This is a genomic window from Paraburkholderia acidiphila (assembly GCF_009789655.1).
GTDB lineage: Bacteria > Pseudomonadota > Gammaproteobacteria > Burkholderiales > Burkholderiaceae > Paraburkholderia > Paraburkholderia acidiphila.
In genome coordinates, this window is the sequence record NZ_CP046909.1 from 2,424,665 (window position 1) to 2,445,840 (window position 21,176).

At 64.8% G+C, this 21,176-nt stretch carries 20 protein-coding genes; 10 read left to right on the forward strand and 10 right to left on the reverse strand.

The features are described from left to right. Positions 1-23: 23 nt before the first annotated feature. From FAZ97_RS10950 to FAZ97_RS10965, 4 genes are all read right to left on the reverse strand, one after another. On the reverse strand, positions 24-239 hold the full coding sequence (locus FAZ97_RS10950) for a hypothetical protein (protein WP_158758451.1): 216 nt from the start codon (positions 237-239) through the stop codon (positions 24-26). A gap of 49 nt (positions 240-288) precedes the next feature. Next, on the reverse strand, positions 289-537 hold the full coding sequence (locus tag FAZ97_RS10955; RefSeq protein ID WP_158758452.1) for a hypothetical protein: 249 nt from the start codon (positions 535-537) through the stop codon (positions 289-291). Positions 538-876: 339 nt separating this feature from the next. Further along, positions 877-1,848, reverse strand: a complete 972-nt coding sequence (ispH, locus tag FAZ97_RS10960; protein WP_158758453.1) for a 4-hydroxy-3-methylbut-2-enyl diphosphate reductase — start codon at positions 1,846-1,848, stop codon at positions 877-879. A gap of 5 nt (positions 1,849-1,853) precedes the next feature. Continuing rightward, complete coding sequence (locus FAZ97_RS10965; RefSeq protein WP_158759138.1) at positions 1,854-2,309, reverse strand: FKBP-type peptidyl-prolyl cis-trans isomerase; 456 nt, start codon at positions 2,307-2,309, stop codon at positions 1,854-1,856. 189 nt (positions 2,310-2,498) lie between these two features. Here FAZ97_RS10965 and radC point away from each other — a divergent pair, with 189 nt between their 5' ends. The 4 genes from radC (at position 2,499) to nadB (ending at position 5,918) form a co-directional block, all read left to right on the forward strand. After that, complete coding sequence (gene radC, locus FAZ97_RS10970) at positions 2,499-3,320, forward strand: RadC family protein (protein WP_158758454.1); 822 nt, start codon at positions 2,499-2,501, stop codon at positions 3,318-3,320. 301 nt (positions 3,321-3,621) lie between these two features. Further along, positions 3,622-3,855, forward strand: coding sequence for a 50S ribosomal protein L28 (gene rpmB, locus FAZ97_RS10975; protein ID WP_027794135.1), 234 nt, complete (start codon positions 3,622-3,624; stop codon positions 3,853-3,855). A gap of 10 nt (positions 3,856-3,865) precedes the next feature. Continuing rightward, entirely contained in the window at positions 3,866-4,033 is a 168-nt protein-coding gene (rpmG, locus tag FAZ97_RS10980) for a 50S ribosomal protein L33 (protein WP_027817504.1), read from the forward strand. Positions 4,034-4,316: 283 nt separating this feature from the next. Next, positions 4,317-5,918, forward strand: coding sequence for an L-aspartate oxidase (gene nadB / locus FAZ97_RS10985; protein ID WP_158758455.1), 1,602 nt, complete (start codon positions 4,317-4,319; stop codon positions 5,916-5,918). A 90-nt stretch (positions 5,919-6,008) separates the two neighbouring features. Here the strand turns inward: nadB and nadC are convergent, their stop codons facing one another. The 5 genes from nadC to purN form a co-directional block, all read right to left on the reverse strand. Beyond that, entirely contained in the window at positions 6,009-6,908 is a 900-nt protein-coding gene (nadC, locus tag FAZ97_RS10990) for a carboxylating nicotinate-nucleotide diphosphorylase (protein WP_158758456.1), read from the reverse strand. Next, positions 6,909-8,039, reverse strand: a complete 1,131-nt coding sequence (gene nadA, locus FAZ97_RS10995; protein WP_158758457.1) for a quinolinate synthase NadA — start codon at positions 8,037-8,039, stop codon at positions 6,909-6,911. Between the two features lie 175 nt (positions 8,040-8,214). Further along, positions 8,215-9,411 (reverse strand): DesA family fatty acid desaturase, encoded by a 1,197-nt coding sequence (locus tag FAZ97_RS11000; RefSeq protein WP_158758458.1) that lies wholly within the window; start codon positions 9,409-9,411, stop codon positions 8,215-8,217. A gap of 552 nt (positions 9,412-9,963) precedes the next feature. After that, a complete protein-coding gene (locus tag FAZ97_RS11005; protein WP_158758459.1) occupies positions 9,964-11,355 on the reverse strand; it encodes an RsmB/NOP family class I SAM-dependent RNA methyltransferase in 1,392 nt (463 codons plus the stop codon). Further along, a complete protein-coding gene (purN, locus tag FAZ97_RS11010) occupies positions 11,352-12,011 on the reverse strand; it encodes a phosphoribosylglycinamide formyltransferase (RefSeq protein WP_158758460.1) in 660 nt (219 codons plus the stop codon). Before purN ends, FAZ97_RS11005 begins: the two co-directional genes overlap by 4 nt. A 178-nt stretch (positions 12,012-12,189) precedes the next feature. Between purN and FAZ97_RS11015 the strand changes: the two genes are divergently transcribed. The 6 genes from FAZ97_RS11015 to dut all read left to right on the forward strand — a co-directional run bounded on the left by FAZ97_RS11015 (position 12,190) and on the right by dut (position 19,502). Continuing rightward, positions 12,190-13,185: a bifunctional riboflavin kinase/FAD synthetase gene (locus FAZ97_RS11015; RefSeq protein WP_158758461.1), complete on the forward strand. Its 996-nt coding sequence runs from the start codon at positions 12,190-12,192 to the stop codon at positions 13,183-13,185. A gap of 141 nt (positions 13,186-13,326) precedes the next feature. After that, the gene (gene ileS / locus FAZ97_RS11020; RefSeq protein WP_158758462.1) at positions 13,327-16,176 is read left to right on the forward strand and encodes an isoleucine--tRNA ligase; all 2,850 of its coding nucleotides are present in this window, start codon (positions 13,327-13,329) and stop codon (positions 16,174-16,176) included. Continuing rightward, positions 16,176-16,691: a signal peptidase II gene (gene lspA, locus FAZ97_RS11025; protein WP_158758463.1), complete on the forward strand. Its 516-nt coding sequence runs from the start codon at positions 16,176-16,178 to the stop codon at positions 16,689-16,691. Before ileS ends, lspA begins: the two co-directional genes overlap by 1 nt. A gap of 90 nt (positions 16,692-16,781) precedes the next feature. Then, positions 16,782-17,954, forward strand: coding sequence for a bifunctional phosphopantothenoylcysteine decarboxylase/phosphopantothenate--cysteine ligase CoaBC (gene coaBC / locus FAZ97_RS11030; protein WP_158759139.1), 1,173 nt, complete (start codon positions 16,782-16,784; stop codon positions 17,952-17,954). A gap of 64 nt (positions 17,955-18,018) precedes the next feature. After that, positions 18,019-19,023 (forward strand): LLM class flavin-dependent oxidoreductase, encoded by a 1,005-nt coding sequence (locus FAZ97_RS11035; protein ID WP_158758464.1) that lies wholly within the window; start codon positions 18,019-18,021, stop codon positions 19,021-19,023. Between the two features lie 32 nt (positions 19,024-19,055). Then, a complete protein-coding gene (gene dut, locus FAZ97_RS11040) occupies positions 19,056-19,502 on the forward strand; it encodes a dUTP diphosphatase (RefSeq protein ID WP_028205273.1) in 447 nt (148 codons plus the stop codon). Between the two features lie 54 nt (positions 19,503-19,556). Here dut and FAZ97_RS11045 read toward each other — a convergent pair whose 3' ends face one another. Further along, a complete protein-coding gene (locus FAZ97_RS11045) occupies positions 19,557-20,972 on the reverse strand; it encodes an amino acid permease (protein ID WP_233271574.1) in 1,416 nt (471 codons plus the stop codon). Positions 20,973-21,176 lie beyond the last annotated feature (204 nt).

The window sequence follows — 21,176 nt, forward strand, 5'->3', positions numbered from 1 at the left end:
TGGTTCGGTGCCGTCGGGTTCAATCAACTACGCGCCATATTCGCGTTGGCGTATTCGCGGCGCGCCTTGCGGCCCGCAAACGCGAATGCGTCAAACGCCATGACTCCTTCTCCCCGGCCGCCCTCGCGCTTCGGGATCTCACCTGCGAGATCCATCGCGCCCAGGCGGCGAACCGGCATGACAACGCCGCTGCATGCAAAAGCAATCTGCATGCCAGGAATGATCGATGTTGCGCTCATGTCCGCCTCGACATAGCAGCTGTGCCACGTATTGCGCAGCGCAACCGCATTAACCGATGACGCGGAAAAAGCAGACTTGAATTGCATTAATCAGGTCTCCTGCGCCTTCCGAAATGCTCGCCTGATGGCCTTCTCGACGATGTCCAGCCTTCAGAACGCGCGCATTGTAACGCCAATTATGCGACGGGCAATATTGTTGAACCGGCAGGGTTTTCCTGCATTGCAACCATATTTTTAGATAACGGCTTGAGTCGGGTTGCACCAGGGGTTGCGCCGCATTTTCGTGCATCAGTTGCACCAAAAATCGACGAGCTTCGCATCATGTGTTGCGGATAATGGCCGTAATGCCTTGTCGGGCGGGCATTGGTTTAAATGAATGGTATTTAAGGGAGGGCATAAAAATGCCGCCCCGAGGCGGTGCATCCGTGTCGAATGCGTGTCAATTGTCCTATTAATTTGGGGTCACACCACATGATTCGATGCCCCACTCTAGCGAAAACACTAATAAGAACACCTGGCCAATGTGAGGTTAACCTCTCTTTTTCTTCTATGTGACCCTTATTTCTAACGCTCCGCGCGCGTCGCAGGCATAAAAAAACGCGCCGGATGGGCGCGTTTTTGCGGGGACCGGGAAGCTTCAGCCGGGCTGGCCGAGTCCGCGCGGCAAGGGGAACGCAATGTTCTCCTCGATGCCTTCGAGTGCACGCACGTTGCGCGCACCAAGTTCGTGCAGACGGCGAATGATTTCCTGGGCAAGCGCCTCGGGAGCCGACGCGCCGGCTGTCAGACCGATCCGGCGTTTGCCGACAAGCCACTGGGGGTCGATCTGCTCGGGGGCATCCACCATATAGGCGGGAATGCCGCGCTTCTCGGCCACTTCGCGCAACCGGTTCGAATTGGAACTGTTCGGGCTGCCCACCACGATCACGACATCGCACTGCGGCGCCATGAACTTGACGGCGTCCTGGCGATTCTGCGTGGCGTAGCAGATGTCCTGCTTCTTCGGCTCGCGAATCGCCGGAAAGCGCGTCTTGAGCGCCGAAATGATTTCCGCGGCGTCGTCCACCGAGAGCGTGGTTTGCGTGACGAACGCCACGCGCTGCGGATCGCGCAGCTTGAGCGCCTCGACGTCGGCGATGTCTTCGACGAGGTACATGCCCTCGGCCACCTGCCCCATCGTGCCTTCCACTTCCGGATGGCCCTTGTGCCCGATCATGACGATGTCGAGCCCTTCGTCGCGCATCTTCGCGACTTCCACGTGCACCTTCGTGACGAGCGGGCAGGTCGCGTCGTACACGCGCAGTCCGCGCGCTTCGGCATCGGCACGCACCGACTTGGAGACGCCGTGCGCGCTGAAGATCACCGTGTTGCCGGCCGGGACCTCATCGAGCTGCTCGATGAAGATCGCCCCCTTCTTGCGCAGATCTTCGACGACATACGCGTTGTGGACGATCTCGTGACGTACGTAGATCGGTGCGCCGTGAAGCTGGATCGCGCGTTCGACGATCTCGATGGCCCGATCGACGCCGGCGCAGAAGCCGCGCGGCTGGGCGAGCAGGATTTCCGCTTCAGCCAGGTCTGCGATGAGGGACGTGTCCGTGTTGGTCATGGGCTTTAAAGGATTCCGATGATTTGCACTTCGAACGCAACTGCCTGACCAGCGAGCGGGTGGTTGAAGTCGAACAGGGCTGAGGTCTCGTTCACTTCCTTGAGCACACCCGCGTAACGGCCGCCGTTGGGCGCATTGAATTCGATCAGGTCGCCCGGGCTGAACTCCTCGCCGATCATGCCGTTCTCGCGCAAGGTTTTGAGCGAAACGCGCTGGATCAGCTCGGGGTTGCGTTGGCCGAAAGCGACGCCCGGTTCTAGCTGAAAGGTCGAGTGGTGACCCACCTTCAGGCCCTGCAAAATATCTTCCAGCGGCGGCGCGAGCTGGCCGGCGCCCATCAGCAGGGTGGCGGGACGGTCGACAAACGTATTGACGATTTCGGTGCCATCGGCGAGCGAAAGCCGGTAGTGCAGCGTCACATGGGAACCGGGTTTCACTTCGGAGATGTCGATGATGCTCATGCGTAACTCTTTTCGTCGGAACGCGCGCTTCGCGCGTGCGCGCCGCAAGGCGCCGGTCCGGCCTGCCTTGGGCGGCCGGAAAGCATCTATTGTAAGCCACTTGGCCGGGGCGGTCGCGGCACGATTGTGCACTGCCACCATCCTCGCTCGCGTATGCCGCGCGCTCCTTATTTGTCTGTGGAGATTGTCATGACCGAACTTGCCTGCATGCCGGACACGGCTCACAGCACGGTTGGCGGCGCCCTCGCCGGGCGCCCGCTCGGCCTGGGTTGTGCGGAACGCCGCCCCGGCGATGCCCCACTTCACGCGCCGGCTACGCCTGCGGTATCGGTGCGCAGTTGCGCGGCTGCGGCACGACGCCGCGACATGCCCCGCGAGCGGCTGCGCACGGCGGGCGCGGCTGCGCTATCGGATGCGGAGCTGCTCGCCATCCTGCTCGGCTCCGGCTTGCCCGGCCACGATGTCTTCGAGGTGGCCCGCACGCTGCTGGCCCAATTCGGATCGCTGCGCGCCATGCTCGACGCGCAGCGCGAAGAATTCCTGGCCTTGCGCGGCATCGGGCCCGCGAAAGCCTCGATGCTGCAGGCGGTGACCGAGCTCGCACGACGGGCGCTCGCCGAGGCGCTCGACGACAAGCCGCTCGTCGACTCGCCGGGCGCGGTCGAGGACTATTTGCGCCTGCTGATCGGCGGGCGGCCGCACGAGGTGTTCATATGCCTCTTTCTGGATGCGCGCCATCGGCTGATCCGCTCGGAGGAAAGCTCGCGCGGCTCGCTCACGCGCATGGCGGTGTATCCTCGCGAAATCGTGCGGCGTGCGCTGACGCTCAATGCCGCGAGCCTGATCGTCGCCCATAATCACCCTTCGGGCGCGGTACAGCCGAGTGCGAGCGACCGGCGCCTCACGCGGGTGTTGCGCGAGACGCTGGCGCTCGTAGAAGTTCAACTGATCGACCACCTGGTCATTGGCACGCGCGAGACGTTTTCCTTCGCACGCCAAGGCTGGAGCTGAGGCGGCCCGGCATGTAGCGGCTGGCGACTGCGGGAAACGACGGGAAACTGCCGGAAACCGCGGCAGCGCACAACGACATCCGCAAATCGTGTTTGATTTTCCTGGTATTTTCCTGCTAGACTCACGGTTTGCCTATTTCCAACCCTGTTCCGAAGCCCTTCGCGGTCTTCCAGGGGAAATACGGCCTGGGTTCGAGGTTGTCTCTCATCCATACGTGAGCGCGCTCTTATTCCGGCCATTTCTCGCCTGGGAAACTTCAGTCAAGCGGCTCTCGAACTCAGAATTTCCGTAGGAGTGTCTCATGGCACGTGTATGCCAAGTCACTGGGAAAGCGCCGATGAGCGGCAACAACGTTTCCCACGCGAACAACAAGACCAAGCGTCGTTTTCTCCCGAATCTGCAAAACCGCCGTTTCTGGGTTGAAAGCGAAAACCGTTGGGTGCGTCTGCGCATCTCGAACGCAGGCCTGCGCCTGATCGACAAGAACGGCATCGACTCCGTGCTCGCAGACCTGCGCGCACGCGGCGAACTGTAAGGAGTAAATCATGGCCAAGGGCATCCGCGACAAGATCAAGCTTGAATCGACCGCAGGTACGGGTCACTTCTACACGACCACGAAGAACAAGCGCAACATGCCGGAAAAAATGTCGATCAAGAAGTTCGACCCGGTGGTTCGCAAGCACGTCGAGTACAAGGAAACCAAGATCAAGTAATTGATCCGGTTTCGAGCCTGACGAAGACAGAAAAACCCCGCTTTTTAGCGGGGTTTTTCTTTTTGTGCGCCGTGCCTGGACGCCACCGCACCTCGATTCGCGCGATGCAACGGTGTTTTAACGGCAGCGCCCAAACTGCCGCTACCCCTTCGCTCGTCTCTCGGAGTATGCTTCCCGCTTTATACCGGCTGCCACACGCGTGTCATATGTCCGCGACGGCGCAGGGCCGCGGCAAACACGGCAGCCAGAAAGCGTAGAACAAGAGAGACGGAGAAGCAGGATCATGAATTTCGATGTAGCGATCGTCGGCAGCGGCCTCGCAGGACTGAGCGTCGCGCTGAATCTCGCCGACTCGCGTCGTGTGGTCATCATCGCCAAGCGCGCGATGACCGAAGGCGCGAGCGACCGCGCGCAAGGCGGCATTGCCGCCGTGCTCGACTCGGCCGACAGCGTGGAAAACCACGTGGACGATACGCTCGTCGCCGGCGGCGGCCTGTGCGACGAGGCGGCAACGCGCTACATCGTCGAGCATGGCCGCGAGGCGATCGAATGGCTGATCGCCCAGGACGTGCCATTCACGAAGGACGCCGCCGCCGAACTCGGCTTTCACCTCACGCGCGAAGGCGGCCACAGCCATCGCCGCATCATCCATGCTGCCGACGCCACTGGCCACGCGGTCGTGCAAACGCTGCTCGAGCGCGCCCGCTCGCACCCGAACATCACGATCCTCGAAGACCATCAGGCGATCGACGTCATCACGTCCGACCGTCTGGGCCTGCCGGGCCGTCGTTGTCACGGCCTGTATGCGCTCGATCTGAAGAACGACCGCACGGTGACGATCCAGGCGCCGCACACGGTGCTCGCCACGGGTGGCGCAGGCAAGGTCTACCTGTACACGACGAACCCCGACACGGCCACCGGCGACGGCATCGCCATGGCGTGGCGCGCGGGCTGCCGTGTGGCGAACATGGAGTTCATCCAGTTCCACCCCACCTGCCTCTTTCACCCGCACGCCAAGTCGTTTCTGATTTCGGAAGCCGTGCGTGGCGAAGGCGGCGTGCTGCGCCTGCCCGACGGCACGCGCTTCATGCCCGCGCACGACGAGCGCGCCGAGTTGGCGCCGCGAGACATCGTCGCCCGCGCGATCGACTTCGAGATCAAGAAGCACGGCATCGACTGCGTGCATCTCGACATCAGCCATCAGCCGCCGGCGTTTCTCGAGGAGCATTTCCCCACCATCCTCGCGCGCTGCAGCGAATTCGGCATCGACATCACGAAGGAGCCGATTCCGGTCGTGCCCGCCGCGCACTACACCTGCGGCGGCGTCGTCACCGATCTGGCCGGGCGCACCGATCTCGCGGGCCTCTACGCCGTGGGCGAGACCTCGTACACCGGCCTGCACGGCGCGAACCGGCTCGCAAGCAATTCGCTGCTGGAGTGCCTCGTGATCGGCCGCTCGGCCGCCGAGGCGATCGAGGCGGAGGGCTTCAGCGCAGGCGCGCACGCACCGCTGCCCGACTGGGACGAAAGCCGCGTTTCCGACTCCGACGAAGAGGTCGTGGTCGCGCACAACTGGGACGAGCTCCGCCGGCTGATGTGGAATTACGTCGGCATCGTGCGCACCGACAAGCGCCTCGAGCGCGCGCAGCATCGCATCGCCCTGCTGCGCGATGAAATTCTCGAGTACTACGCGAATTTCCGCGTCACGCGCGACCTGCTGGAATTGCGCAACCTCGTCGAAGTCGCTTCGCTGATTGTGGAAAGTGCGCGCTCGCGCCGCGAGAGCCGTGGCCTGCACTACAGCCGCGACTGGCCGAACTCGCTGCCCAAGGCGCTGCCGACCGTGCTCGCGCCGGAGCGCGTGCGTAATCGCACGGTTTCGTAAGACCTCCGTACTAAACGCGCCGCAAAAACAAAGGCCGCCTCATTGCGAGGCGGCCTTTTCGTTTCCGTTCAGCTCAACGAACTTGCGGATTCAGACAATACGCATCGAGAAGTCCGTCGCGCGCACGTCCTTCGTCAATGCGCCAATCGATACCCGGTCCACGCCCGTTTCCGCGATCGTGCGCACCGTGTCGAAGTTCACGCCGCCCGAGACTTCGAGCACCGCGCGCCCTGCCGTGAGCTTCACCGCGTCGCGCATCATGTCGAACGAGAAGTTGTCGAGCAGAACCGACTTGGCGCCGTGCGCAAGCGCGGTTTCGAGCTGTTCGAGCGTCTCGACTTCGATCTGGATCGGCACGCCTGCATCGAGCGCGAGCGCGGCATCCATCGCCGCGTCCACGCCGCCGGCCGCTGCGATGTGGTTTTCCTTGATCAGGATGCCGTCATAAAGCGCGAGGCGCTGGTTTGCGCCGCCGCCCACGCGTACCGCGTACTTCTGCGCGAGGCGCAGGCCGGGCAGCGTTTTGCGCGTATCCAGAATGCGCGTGCCGGTGTGCGCGATCGTGTCGACGTAGCGGCGCGTCACGCTCGCCACACCCGAAAGCAGCTGCAGGAAGTTCATCGCGTTGCGCTCGGCCGTGAGCAGCGAGCGCGCCGGACCGCGCAGCGAGCAAACGGTCGTATCCGCGGCCATGCGATCGCCTTCGCGATAGTGCCAGCGCACCTCGATGCGCGGATCGACGTGCTTCACCACGCCGTCGAACCAGAGTACGCCGCACAGCACGGCGTCTTCACGCACGATGATGCGAGCGTCGCGCATTTCGTCGGCGGGCACGAGGCGGCCGGTCTGGTCGCCAGGGCCCACGTCTTCTTCGAGCGCATCGGCCACGTTGCGTACGATCGCAGCGTCGAACGCTGCGCCGTACTGCGCGCGCACTTCATCGAGCACGGGCGAAACGGCTTCGACTGCGAGCAATTCGAGTGCACCCATTTACGCGGCCCCCACTTGCGAGAAAAGCGCGGTGTCGCGCGCGAGGTCGCCGCTCGCCTGCACGCGGCGCTTGTGTTCCGCCGCGAACGCCAGCATGCGATCGATCGGCAGACGTGCGCGCTCACCGAGCGCGCTGTCGACGTGAATCTCGTTGTGGCCGCGCTCCAGCACGTCGGCAAGATTCGCGAGGCCGTTCATGGCCATCCACGGGCAATGCGCGCAGCTCTTGCAGGTGGCGCTGTTGCCGGCCGTGGGCGCTTCGATGAAGGTCTTGCCCGGCGCCGCGAGACGCATCTTGTGCAGGATACCCAGATCGGTCGCGACGATGAAGCGTTGCGCGTCGAGCTTCACTGCAGCGTCGATCAACTGCGTGGTCGAGCCGACCACATCCGCAAGCGCGACGACGCCTTCCGGCGATTCGGGGTGGACAAGAATCTTCGCGTCCGGGTATTCGGCGCGCAGCAGATCGAGCTCGATGCCCTTGAACTCGTCGTGCACGAGGCACGAGCCCTGCCACAGCAACATGTCCGCGCCGGTCTTCTTCTGGATGTAGCTGCCCAGGTGGCGGTCCGGCGCCCACAGAATTTTTTCGCCCTTGGCGTGCAGGTCGGCGACGATCTCGAGCCCGATCGACGACGTGACCATCCAGTCCGCACGCGCCTTCACCGCCGCGCTCGTGTTGGCATACACGACCACGGTGCGGTCCGGATGCTCATCGCAAAACGCGGAGAACTCGTCGATCGGGCAGCCGAGGTCGAGCGAGCACGTCGCGTCGAGGTCGGGCATCAGAATGCGCTTGTTCGGACTCAGAATCTTCGCAGTCTCACCCATGAAACGCACACCCGCAACGACGAGCGTCTGTGCCTCGTGGTCGCGGCCAAAACGCGCCATTTCGAGCGAATCGGCCACGCAGCCGCCGGTTTCGTCGGCGAGCTCCTGCAATTCGGGGTCCACATAATAGTGCGCGACGAGCACCGCCTTCTCGCGCTTGAGCAACGCGCGAATCCGCTCCTTCAATGCAACGCGCTCTGCCGTGGACGGTGCATCGGGCACGCGCGCCCATGCCTGTCCAACGCTGCAGACGGCACCCTGCGGCCGGTCGTATTCGACCTTCCTGATTGCCTGACTCATGATCTCCTGCCCCTACCGATCGCCGCGCCATTGAAGCCATTGTGGGGACTCCGGCTTTTTTGCGGCCCAAAAAGAAAAACCCCGCCAGCGCGGGGTTTTGTGACGTCTCGTCATTCTAAAGGATTTTCTTACGCCCTACTGAGGGGCCAAAATCCCCTCGCGACAATGAGGCCAATCAGGCGTAACGGCGCAAGCGCGACGCGAATTCCTGCAGCGCCTTGATACCGCTTTGTTCGGCGCGATGGCACCAATCCTGGAGCTGCGTGAGCAGTTGTTCGCGCGAGGCGCTCGAACGTTCCCAGATCGCGGCCAGTTCGTTGCGCAGTTCGATGTACGTGCGCAGCTTCTGGCTGTTCGCGAAAATTTGCGGAAGCTGGCGCTTCTGCGGCTCGTTCAGGCTGGCTTCTTCCTTGTCGAACCATTTGCGCGCGCCGCGCATGACCTTGTACTTCTCGCGCTCGCCCACTTCCTTGAGATGCGCAAGCTCCTGGCGGTATGCCTGCTTCACGGCCTTGGCATAGCGCGCCATCACTTCGTAGCGATTGGACAGCACGGCCTGCAGCGTTTCGTGATCGGGCACCAGCTTGCCCTTGGTCAGGCGCGGCGTGGGCGCGACCTTCTTCACCTTGGCAAGGCCCACCGCCTGCATCATGCGGATGTACATCCAGCCGATGTCGAACTCGTACCACTTGTTCGAGAGCTTCGCGGAAGTCGCGAACGTGTGGTGGTTGTTGTGCAGCTCCTCGCCGCCGATGATGATGCCGAACGGAAGCAGGTTCGTGCTTGCGTCAGACGAATTGAAGTTGCGGTAGCCCCAGAAGTGACCGAGGCCATTCACGACGCCAGCGGCCCAGAACGGAATCCACGCCATTTGCACGGCCCACACGGTGAGGCCGACCGCGCCGAACAGCGCGACGTCGATCACCATCATGATGCTCACGCCGAGAATGGGGTAGCGCGTGTAGACATTGCGCTCCATCCAGTCGTTTGGCGTGCCGTGGCTGAAGCGGCGCAGCGTTTCTTCGTTCTTCGCTTCGGCGCGATAGAGTTCGGCGCCTTCGAGCAGCACCTTCCAGATGCCGCGCGTTTGCGGGCTGTGCGGATCTTCTTCCGTTTCGCACTTGGCGTGGTGCTTGCGGTGGATCGCCGCCCATTGGCCCGTGAGCATGCCCGTGGTCATCCACAGCCAGAAACGGAAGAAATGGCTCGCGATGGGGTGCAAGTCCAGCGCGCGGTGCGCCTGGCACCGGTGCAGGTACACCGTCACGCCGATAATCGTGATGTGGGTGACCACCGCCGCGAACAGCACGATCTGCCACCACGAGAAATGGAGCACGCCGTGGGCGAGGAAATCAAGCAGGGAGTTCAACAAGGCATTTACCTGTGAAGCGAAGCGCGTCGGCCTTTCAGCCAGGCGCCGGTGTCAAGAAAGTGAAAGCGACTAGATGCGGTTGGACGGCATTCTACTAGAACCGTTCCAAGTGTTTGTAACAAAGGGAGATTTTTTTCTTTTATGGTGACGGCGTCAACGTCTGCAGGACGTTTCGAGGCGCTTTGCCGCACCCCGGACCGGCCTTTCCGATGTATCTGTCCCCATCTAATCTTTCACCGCGATCCGCACCTCGCGTTGCGCAGGGGTATCGCGATCCCATGTTTCGCGCCTTCTAACCAGAATTCTGGCTCAAGTTGCAGGGCGCTGCCAGAAAATTCAATGAGATGCGATGGTCGTTCGGAATCAGGTCTCGATGCCGCATACGCACCCGCCCTGAACCCTGCCCGACCCGGCGGTGTCGCCAATACGCAACGAGTGGTCGGCCAGCACGATCGCTGTGATCGCGGCACGATCTCCTTACGTGCCAGCTATCTCGGGCCGCCCGGCATGTATAGGCCGGACGGTCCCGCATCGTGGCTGCCCGCCGCGCGCTTATTCCAGCGCGGCGTCCGGCTCGGCGGCTTCGCTCTCCTGCGCCTTTGCGATCGCATCGGACGCTTCCTGCACGGCCGCGGCTTCTTCAGGCGTGGTTTGCGCGCCGGCCGCCTTCGTCTTCGGCTTCGCTTCGCCGCGACGCTCCAGCACGGCGGCAAAGAAGCCGTCGGTGGCGTGGCGGTGCGGCCACAGCGACAGGTAGTCGCCCGTGTCGAGGCCCACACGCTGCTCGGCCAGCACGTCGCGCGCGCTTACCAGCACGAAGTCGGGGTGTGCCTCAAGGAACTGCTTCACGACCGCTTCGTTCTCGGCGTCGAGGATGCTGCAGGTCGCGTAGACGAGACGGCCGCCGCGCTTGAGCAGGCGCGCCGCGCTCGTGAGAATCGAAAGCTGCTTGGGCGCAAGTTCGGCGATCGACTCCGGCGACTGGCGCCACTTGAGGTCGGGGTTGCGGCGCAGCGTGCCGAGGCCCGAACACGGCGCATCCACGAGCACGCGGTCGATCTTGCCGATCAGGCGCTTGATCTTGGCGTCATGCTCGCTGTCGATCAGCACCGGATTGACGTTCGACAGGCCGCTGCGCGCGAGGCGCGGCTTGAGCTTGGCGAGGCGCCGGTCGGACACGTCGAAGGCGTAGAGCCGGCCCGTCGAGCGCATCATCGCGCCGAGCGCCAGCGTCTTGCCGCCCGCACCCGCGCAGAAGTCCACGACCATCTCGCCGCGGCGCGGCGCGAGGAGCGTGCACAGCAGCTGACTGCCCTCGTCCTGCACCTCGAACCAGCCGTTCTTGAACGTGTCGAGTTTCGCGAGCGCGGGCTTGCCCGTCACGCGCACGCCGAACGGCGCGAACGGCGTTTCGCCGCCTTCGATGCCCGACTGGGACAGCGCGCGGATCAGTTCTTCGCGGCTCGCCTTGATGGGATTGGCGCGCAGATCGAGCGGCGCCGGGTAGTTCAGCGCGGCGGCCAGTTGCGCGAGTTCGGCGGGCTCGAAGCGCGGCTCCAGCGCCTTCATGATCCACTCCGGCAGATTCAGCTGCACGCGCAGCGGCAGGCTCGCCGGGTCGATCTTCGAAACATGCTCGAGCCAGGTGGCCTCGGCGTCGGAAACGAACGGGCGGATCGCCGAGCGGCCCGCGGTCGCCATGAGACCGAGCAGCGTGAGGCGGCGCGTCGGGCTGCCCGTGCCGCTTTCGGCCAGGTGCGCGAACTCCATGCGCCGGCGCAGCACGGCGAACACGGCTTCGGCGATCACCCCGCGCTCGGCGTGGCCGAGCTTCGGATGCTCACGGAAGAAGCGGCTCGTCACCGCGTCGGCCGGGCCCGTGAATTTGAGAACGTCGGCGAGCAACGTTTCGGTCTGTCCAATCAGAAAACCATGCAGTCTCATGCGCCCTCCCCGGCGGCTTGCGAGTCGTCAAAGAAGAGCCACTGTGGCTCGGCCGGCGTGAGCGTCACGCGTTCGCCGTCGAGCGCGAGGCGCCCTTCGACAAACCAGCGCACCGCGCGCGGATACATTACATGTTCGGTCTTGAGCACGCGCGCGGAGAGCGCCGCGGCGTCGTCGCCCTCGCGCACCGGAACCACCGACTGCGCGACGATCGGACCATGATCCAGCGTAGGCGTGACGAAATGCACCGTCGCGCCGTGTACGCGGCAGCCCGCGTCGAGCGCCTGCTGGTGCGTTTTGAGGCCCGGAAACATCGGCAGCAGCGAGGGATGGATATTGAGCATCCGACCCGCATAATGGCCGACGAACGATTCGGTCAGCACGCGCATGAAGCCTGCCAGCACGACGAGGTCCGGCGCATAGCCGTCGATGACTTGGGCGAGCGCCGTGTCGAAGCTGGCGCGATCGGGAAACTGGCGGTGATCGACGACCGCCGTGGCAATGCCGTTCGAAGCCGCGAACGCAAGGCCCGCGGCGTCAGGACGGTTGGCAATCACGGCGGCGATACGCGCGCCCCAAGCTTCCTGCGCGCAAGCGCGCACGATGGCTTCCATGTTGCTGCCCCGCCCCGAAATCAGGATGACGAGATTTTTCATCCGCGGATTTTATCATTGGGGGGCCTGCTCAACGCTCGTGCGGCGGCGATCGTCGCCTCGTGCGTTTATAATCTTCTGTTTCGTCGCGGTCCTTGGGCCGCGAGTGGCCAAGTCAGAAGGTCCTTAGTACGCGTGCTGCGCCAGCGCGCTTTTCGAGGTTCCACCAGGTTCCGCTATCGTGAGAGTCTTCCGCGGTCTTCCCAATGCCGAAAGCCGCGCGCCCTGCGCGCTGACCATCGGCAATTTCGACGGTGTCCACCGCGGGCATCAGGCATTGCTCGCGCGCGTGCGGGCGGCCGCCGACGCGCGCGGCCTGCCCGTCTGCGTGATGACCTTCGAGCCGCATCCGCGCGAGTTCTTCAACCCGGCGAGCGCCCCGCCGCGCATCGCCATGCTGCGCGACAAACTCGAGGCGCTGCGCGAAAACGGCGTGGACCGCGTCGTGGTCGAGCATTTCAACCACACGTTCGCGAGCCAATCGCCCGAGACGTTCGTCGAGCGCATCATCGTGGGCGGCCTGCACGCGCGCTGGATGATGATCGGCGACGACTTCCGCTACGGCGCGAAACGCGCGGGCGACTTCGCCTCGCTGCAGGCCGCCGGCGCGCAGCACGGCTTCGAAGTCGAACAGATGGCGACGGTGGCCGACCCGTCAGGTGTGCGCATTTCCAGCTCCGCCGTGCGCGCGCAACTGCACGCGGGCGACCTCGACGCCGCGCGCGCCTCACTTGGCCGCGGCTATCACATCAGCGCGCACGTCACGCATGGCCTGAAGCTCGGCCGCGACCTCGGCTTCCCCACGATGAACCTGCTGATCGGCCACAAGCGGCCGGCGCTCAAGGGCATTTTCGTCGTGATGGTGCACGGCATTGCCGACCACCCGCTGCCTGGCGTCGCGAGCCTCGGCCTGCGTCCGACCGTGGACGACTCGGGCCGCGTGCTGCTCGAAGTGCATCTGCTCGACTGGCACGGCGACGCCTACGGCAAGCTCGTGCGCGTCGAGTTCCTCAAGAAGCTGCGCGACGAGGAAAAGTTTCCCGACCTCGAAACGCTTACCGCCGCGATCGCTCGCGACGTGGCGAACACCCGCGCGTGGTTCGCCGCCGCGGGCGTGAACGTGGCCGGCGGCGCATCCACCGGCTTCGCCACCTCGGCCACCGACCGAATTAGGTGACCTGCGGCCCGCCTGCGCGGGCTGCCCCGCCCCCAGGCGCCGCGTGCCGCAAACACGGCATGCAGCGCCCGAGGCGACGGTTGCGCGGCATCGGCCGCAACGCTGACGCCATGCATCCCCCGAATTCCACGTGATCCCACCATGAGCGACAAAAAAGCATCCTCCGGCAAGCCGCAGAAGTCCGAATCGAAGTACCCCGTCAACCTGCTCGACACGCCGTTCCCGATGCGTGGCGACCTGCCCAAGCGCGAGCCGCAATGGGTCAAGGAATGGGAAGAAAACCAGGTCTACGAGAAGATCCGCGCGGCCTCGAAGGGCCGCAAGAAGTTCATCCTGCACGACGGCCCGCCGTATGCGAACGGCGACATCCACCTCGGCCACGCGGTGAACAAGATTCTCAAGGACATGATCGTCAAGGCGCGCAATCTCGCGGGCTTCGACGCGGTCTACGTGCCGGGCTGGGACTGCCACGGCATGCCGATCGAAATCCAGATCGAAAAGCAGTTCGGCAAGTCGTTGCCCGCCCAGGAAGTGATGCAGAAGGCACGCGAGTACGCGGCCGGCCAGATCGAGACGCAGAAGAAAGGCTTCAAGCGCCTGGGCGTGCTCGGCGACTGGAACAACCCGTACAAGACGATGAACTTCGTGAACGAGGCCGGCGAGATCCGCGCACTCGCGAAGATCATCGAGAAGGGCTATGTGTTCCGGGGCCTGAAGCCCGTGAACTGGTGCTTCGACTGCGGCTCGGCGCTCGCCGAAGCGGAAGTCGAGTACAAGGACAAGACCGACCCGACTATCGACGTGCTGTTCACGTTCGCGCAGCCGGCTGAAACGGCGGCCGCGTTCGGCCTCCCCGCCCTGCCGCGCGAAGAAGGCGGCATCGTGATCTGGACGACCACGCCCTGGACGATCCCGTCGAACCAGGCGCTGAACGTGCACCCGGAAATCGACTACGCGCTCGTCGACACGCAACGCGGCCTGCTGATCCTCGCCGTCGAGCGCGTGGAAGCCTGCATGAAGGACTTCGGCCTCGACGGCAAGATCGTCGCCACGACGAAGGGCGAAAAGCTCTCGCTCTTGCGCTTCAACCACCCGCTCGCCTCGGCGCACCCGGGCTACAAGCGCACCTCGCCGATCTATCTCGGCGACTATGTGACGACCGACACCGGCACGGGCATCGTGCACTCGGCGCCCGCGTACGGCGTGGAAGACTTCGTGTCGTGCAAGGCGCACAACATGGCCGACTCGGACATCATCAGCCCGGTGATGGGCGATGGCCGCTATATCGAATCGCTGCCGCTCTTCGGCGGCCTCTCGATCTGGGCGGCGAACCCGAAGATCGTCGACGCGCTCGACGCCGCGGGCACGCTCCTGCGCAGCGAGAAGTACCTGCACAGCTACATGCACTGCTGGCGCCACAAGACGCCGATCATCTACCGCGCCACGTCGCAGTGGTTCGCGGGCATGGACATCACGCCGAAGGACGGCGGCAAGACGCTGCGCGAAACCGCGCTCGAAGGCATCGAAGCCACCGCGTTCTACCCGTCGTGGGGCAAGCAGCGCCTGTATTCGATGATCGCCAACCGCCCGGACTGGACGCTTTCGCGCCAGCGCCAATGGGGCGTGCCGATGGCGTTCTTTGTGCACAAGGAAACCGGCGAGCTGCATCCGCGCACCCTGGAGCTGCTCGAGCAGGTCGCGCAACGCGTGGAAAAGGCGGGCATCGAAGCGTGGCAAACGCTCGACCCGCGTGAATTGATCGGCGACGACGCCAACCTGTACGAGAAGAACCGCGACACGCTCGACGTGTGGTTCGACTCGGGCACGACGCACTGGCACGTGCTGCGCGGTTCGCACAAGGACGACCTGCAGTTCCCGGCCGACCTGTACCTGGAAGGTTCGGACCAGCACCGCGGCTGGTTCCACTCGTCGCTGCTCACGGCTTCGATGCTCGACGGCCGCCCGCCATACAACGCGCTGCTCACGCACGGCTTCACCGTGGACGGCGAAGGCCGCAAGATGTCGAAGTCGCTTGGCAACGGCGTCGATCCGCATGAAGTGGCGAACCGCCTGGGCGCGGAAATCATCCGCCTGTGGATCGCCTCGACCGACTACTCGGGCGAGCTGGCCATCTCGGAAGAGATCTTGAAGCGCGTGACGGAAGGCTATCGCCGCATCCGCAATACGCTGCGCTTCCTGCTCTCGAACCTGTCGGACTTCGACTTCGAGAAGCATGCGCTGCCCGCCAGCGAATGGCTCGAAATCGACCGCTACGCCGTCGCGCTCACGCATACGCTGCAAAACGACGTGCTCGCGCACTACGACCGCTACGAGTTCCACCCGGTCGTGGCCAAGCTGCAGACGTTCTGCTCGGAAGACCTGGGCGGCTTCTATCTCGACGTGCTGAAGGACCGCCTCTATACGAGCGCAGCGGACTCGAAAGCCCGCCGCGGCGCGCAAACGGCGCTGCACCACATCACGCATAGCCTGCTGCGCATCCTCGCGCCGTTCCTCTCGTTCACGGCCGAAGAAGCGTGGAAGGTGTTCCAGCCGCAAAGCGAAACCATCTTCACCGAAACCTTCCACGCCTTCCCGGACGTCGAAGGCGCGCCGGAGCTGATCGCCAAGTGGACGCTGCTGCGCGAAGTGCGCGGCAACGTGACGAAGGCGCTCGAAGAGGCGCGTGTGGCGAACCAGATCGGCTCGTCGCTGCAGGCCGAAGTGCGCATCCTCGCAAGCGGCGCGCGCTACGACGCCCTCACTTCGCTCGGCGACGACCTCAAGTTCGTGCTCATCACCTCGGCGGCGGAAGTCGTGAAGGTGGAAAGCGAAGCGGAGGAAGGCGTCGAAGTGGTCACCTCGAAGTACCTCAAGTGCGAGCGCTGCTGGCACTACCGCGAGGACGTGGGCGCGAACGCGGAGCATCCGGGTCTGTGCGGCCGCTGCGTCGTGAATCTGTTCGGCGACGGTGAAAAACGGAGCGCGGCATAATGGCAAAAACCCTGCCGAAGCAGTCCAGGTCGAATGGCGCGAGCGGCACGCTCGCGCCGTGGCTCGGGGTCGCGGTCATCGTGATCCTCGCCGACCAGCTCACGAAGATCGCCATCAACAAGGTGTTCAGCTACGGCGAAGGCCGTGTGATCACGCCGTTCTTCAACCTCGTGCTGGTCTACAACAAGGGCGCGGCATTCAGCTTCCTGTCGGCGGCGGGCGGCTGGCAGCGCTGGGCGTTCACGGCGCTCGGCGTGGTGGCGGCGCTCGTGATCTGCTATCTGCTCAAGCGCCACGCCACGCAGAAGCTCTTTTGCACGGCGCTCGCGCTCATCATGGGCGGCGCGCTCGGCAACGTGATCGACCGCCTGCTCTACGGCCACGTGATCGACTTTCTCGACTTCCACGTGGGCGGCTGGCACTGGCCGGCGTTCAACCTGGCCGACAGCGCGATCTGCATCGGCGCAGCGCTGCTGGTGTTCGACGAACTGCGGCGCGTGCGCGGCGCGCGCTGAGTGTGCCCGCTGCACGGTTAAAGGAGCTGTGACTTGAACACGTCCGCTGCAAACCCAGGCGAACTTGCTGGCCGCCACCTCGTGCTCGGCATGACGGGCGGCATCGCCTGCTACAAGATCGCCGAGCTCACGCGCCTCCTGACCAAGGCAGGCGCGACCGTGCAGATCGTGATGACCGAGTCGGCCACGCAGTTCATCACGCCGGTCACGATGCAAGCGCTCTCGGGCCGCCCCGTCTACACGAGCCAGTGGGATGCCCGTGTGCCCAACAACATGGCGCACATCGACCTCTCGCGGGAGGCCGACGCCATCGTCATCGCGCCTGCCTCGACCGACTTCCTCGCCAAACTCGCGCACGGTTTCGCCGACGACCTGCTCTCCACGCTGTGCGTGGCGCGCGACTGCCCGCTGCTGGTCGTGCCCGCGATGAACCGGCAGATGTGGCAAAACCCGGCCACGCAGCGCAACGTCGCGCAGTTGCGCGCGGACGGCATCGAAACGCTCGGCCCCGATTCCGGCCCGCAGGCGTGCGGCGAGATCGGCGACGGCCGCATGCTCGAACCCGAAGCCGTGTACGAGGCGATCGTCTCGTTCTTCGCGCCGAAGGTACTCGCGGGCCGCAAGCTCCTGATCACCGCCGGCCCGACCTTCGAGCCGCTCGATCCGGTGCGCGGCATCACCAACCGTTCGAGCGGCAAGATGGGCTTCGCGCTCGCGCGCGCCGCGCAGCAGGCGGGCGCCGAGGTGCATCTGGTCGCGGGCCCGGTCGCGCTGCAAACGCCTTGGGGCGTGTATCGCGAAGACGTTCAGACCGCCCAGCAGATGTACGAAGCGGTCATGCGCGCCGCAACCGACGCCGATGTCTTCATCGGCGTGGCGGCCGTGGCCGACTGGCGTGTCGATCATGTCGCCGAGCACAAGATCAAGAAGACTGCCGAGCACCGCATGCCGACGTTCACGTTCGTCGAGAACCCGGACATCCTCGCCTCGGTCGCGGCCCTGCCGAATCCGCCGTACTGCGTGGGCTTCGCCGCCGAAAGCGGCGACCTCGACGTGCATGGCGAAGAAAAGCGCGCGCGCAAGAAGGTACCGCTCCTGATCGGCAATCTCGGCCCGCTCACCTTCGGCCAGGACGACAATGAAGTCGTGCTGTTCGAGGCGGCAGGCCGCACGCCGCTGCCGCGCGCGGCCAAGCAGGCGCTCGCGCAGACGCTCGTCGCCGAGATCGCGCGGCGTCTGCCCGACCAGAGCATCATCTCGTGACGCACGCGCCGGCGCACCCGTGTGCCGGCCGGCGCCGCGAACACAGGCAAGGAGCAGTACTGCCATGACACTGCTTTCCGTACTCGACCAGTCGCCCGTCATCGCCGGGCACAGCGCGGCGGACGCCATCGCCGCCACCATCGAACTCGCCCAGCTTGCCGACGACCTCGGCTACACGCGCTACTGGTGCGCCGAACACCACGGCCTGCTGGGCGTGTGCAACCCCTGCCCCGAAGTCATGCTCGCGCGCCTCGGCAGCGTGACGAAGCGCATCCGCATCGGCTCGGGCGGCATCATGCTGCCCTATTACAGCCCGTTCAAGGTCGCCGAGCAGTTCATGATGCTCGAAGCGCTCTTTCCGGGGCGCGTCGATCTCGGCGTCGGGCGCGCGCCAGGCGGCGACATGCGCACCGCGCAGGCCGTGGCGGCAGGCGCATACAACCGCGGGGACCAGTTCACGCAGCAAGTGCAGGATCTCGTCGGCCTGATGGACGGCAACCTCGCCGCCGACCACCTCGCGCATGGCGTGGTGCTGCAGCCGCACATCAAAACGCGTCCGCAGCTCTGGGTGCTCGGTTCGAGCGATTTCGGCGGCATCCTCGCCGCGCAGCTCGGGCTGCGCTTCTCGTTCGCGCACTTCATCAACGCGCACTTCGGGCATCTTGTGGCCGAGGCGTATCTCGACCGCTTCAAGCCCGGCCACGAGGCGAAGCCGTATCTCGCGTGCGCCGTGTTCGCGATCTGCGCCGACACCGAAGCCGAAGCCGCCGACCTCGAAAAGGCCGTCGACCTGCGCCGCGTGCAGATGGCCTACGGCCTGAACGCGCCGATTCCGAGCCTCGAGCAAGGGCGCGCGCAGGAGTACGGCGAGCGCGAGCAGATCGTGATCGACCGCGAGAAGCCGCGCAGCGTGATCGGCACGCCGGAGAGCGTCACGGAGCGCCTGCTTGCGATCAAGGACAACTTTCGCGCCGACGAACTGATCGTGCTGACCGTTGCGGGCAGCTACAAGGCTCGTCTGCGCTCTTATGAACTGCTTGCCGAGGCATTCCAGCTGCCTCGCGCCTGAGCGATCCACCACTGCCCTATCACCCTGACTTCATGAAAATCGACATCAAGATCCTGAACGAGCGCATGCGCGACCAGCTGCCCCACTACGCCACGCCGGGCAGCGCCGGCCTCGACCTGCGCGCGTGCCTCGACGCGCCGATCACGCTCGAACCGGGCGAAACGAAGCTCGTGCCGACGGGTCTCGCCATCCACGTGGCCGACCCCGGCTACGCGGCGCTGATCCTGCCGCGCTCGGGTCTTGGTCACAAGCACGGCATCGTGCTCGGCAACCTGGTCGGCCTGATCGACTCGGACTACCAGGGCGAACTGATGATTTCGACCTGGAATCGTGGCCACACCACCTTCACGCTCAATCCGCTGGAGCGCCTCGCGCAGCTCGTGATCGTGCCGGTCGTGCAGGCGCAGTTCAACATCGTCGACGACTTCGAGGCGAGCGAACGCGGCGCGGGCGGATTCGGCAGCACCGGTAAGCACTAAGCGCAGCGGTTGCGCTGACAACAAAAAAGCACGCCTTGGCGTGCTTTTTTGCGTTTAGACGGACGGTTCGGTTCGCTGCGCCGCGCCGGGACGCCGGCGATACCAGAGCGCATAGACCACCACGAGCACCGCAAGAAACGCGAGGCCGTAGGCCAGCGTCATGCGGAACTCGCGCGTAAAGGCAGTGCCGGCCAGAATGCCGAGCATCAACAGCGCGCCCAGCACGCTCGTGAACGGGAAACCCCACATGCGGAACGCGAGCGGCGCACCGCCTTCGCGCGCCTGGCGCACGCGGAAAAAGATCTGCGTGACGAAGATCATGAACCACGTGAACATCGCGCCGAACATGGCGATCGACATCATCAGCGTGAACGCCGTCTGCGGCCAGAGCGCGTTGAGCACGGCCGCCACCGCAATGCCGATGGTGGACAGCGAAAGCGCGGCGGTCGGCACGCCGTGGCGCGTGAGGCGCCCGAACGCCGCGGGCGCATAGCCCGCGCGCGAGAGGCTGAACATCATGCGCGTGGTGATGTAGAGTTGGCTGTTCATGGCGGAGAGCGCCGCCACGAGCACGATGAAGTTGATCGCGCCCGCCGCATAAGGCACGCCGGTCGCGGCCATCACCTTCACGAACGGGCTCTCGTTGCCGCCCGCCTGGGTCCACGGCACGATGGCGAGCATGAGCGCGAGCGTGAGCAGGTAAAACAGCACGAGCCGCAGCACGGTCGCGCGAAACGCACGTGTGACGGCGCGCTGCGGATCGTGTGCCTCGGCGGCCGCCACGGCGATCGTCTCCACGCCGAGGTAGCTGAAGAGCGAGATGATCGTCCCGACCCACACGCCCCACCACCCACGCGGCAACAACCCGCCGTGCGACGTGTAGTTCGCGAAGCCCACACCCGAGCCGGCAGGCGCGCGCCAGACGAACCATGCGCCGAGCACGATGAACGCCACGATGGCTGCGATCTTGAGGCTCGAAAAGAGGTATTCGATGGTGCCGTACGCGCGCACACTCATTGCGTTCACAACGATCAGCGCTGCTGAGAATCCGATGATCCAGTAGAGTCCCGGCACGTGGGGAAACCAGAACTTCATGTAGACGGCGATCGCCGCGACCTCGGTGCCGACAGCCAGCACATACGCCGACCAGTACGCGTAGCGCACGACGAACCCAGCGAGCGGCCCAATGTAGTGCTCGGCATACGCGCCGAACGAGCCCGACACAGGATGCGCTACGGTCATTTCGGCCAGCGCGCCCATCAGCAGCAAGGCGATCAGCGCGCCGATCGCGTAGGAAATCAGCACGCCCGGCCCGGCGAAAGAGATCGCGAAGCCGCTGCCGAGAAAGAGCCCGGTGCCGACTGCGCCGCCGATGGCGATCATCGTCATCTGCCCGGCGGACAAGCCCTGGCGCAGCCCCTGTTCGCGCTCGACGATGGCTTCGAACGCGCCCGATTTACGTGGTACCACTGTTACACCCCTGCTTCGCGCGAGACGCTACTGGAGCGCTGCGCATCAAGAAAACGCCGACGGCGGGACAAACGCGCATTTTACCGGCTCACGGCTCCGCCACCTGCGCGTCACGGCGCGACACCTGAACCTGCCGGCCCAAAAGAAAAAACGGCGCAATCCTTTCGGACTGCGCCGTCTTGCCTGAAGGCTGGGTGCGCTTTA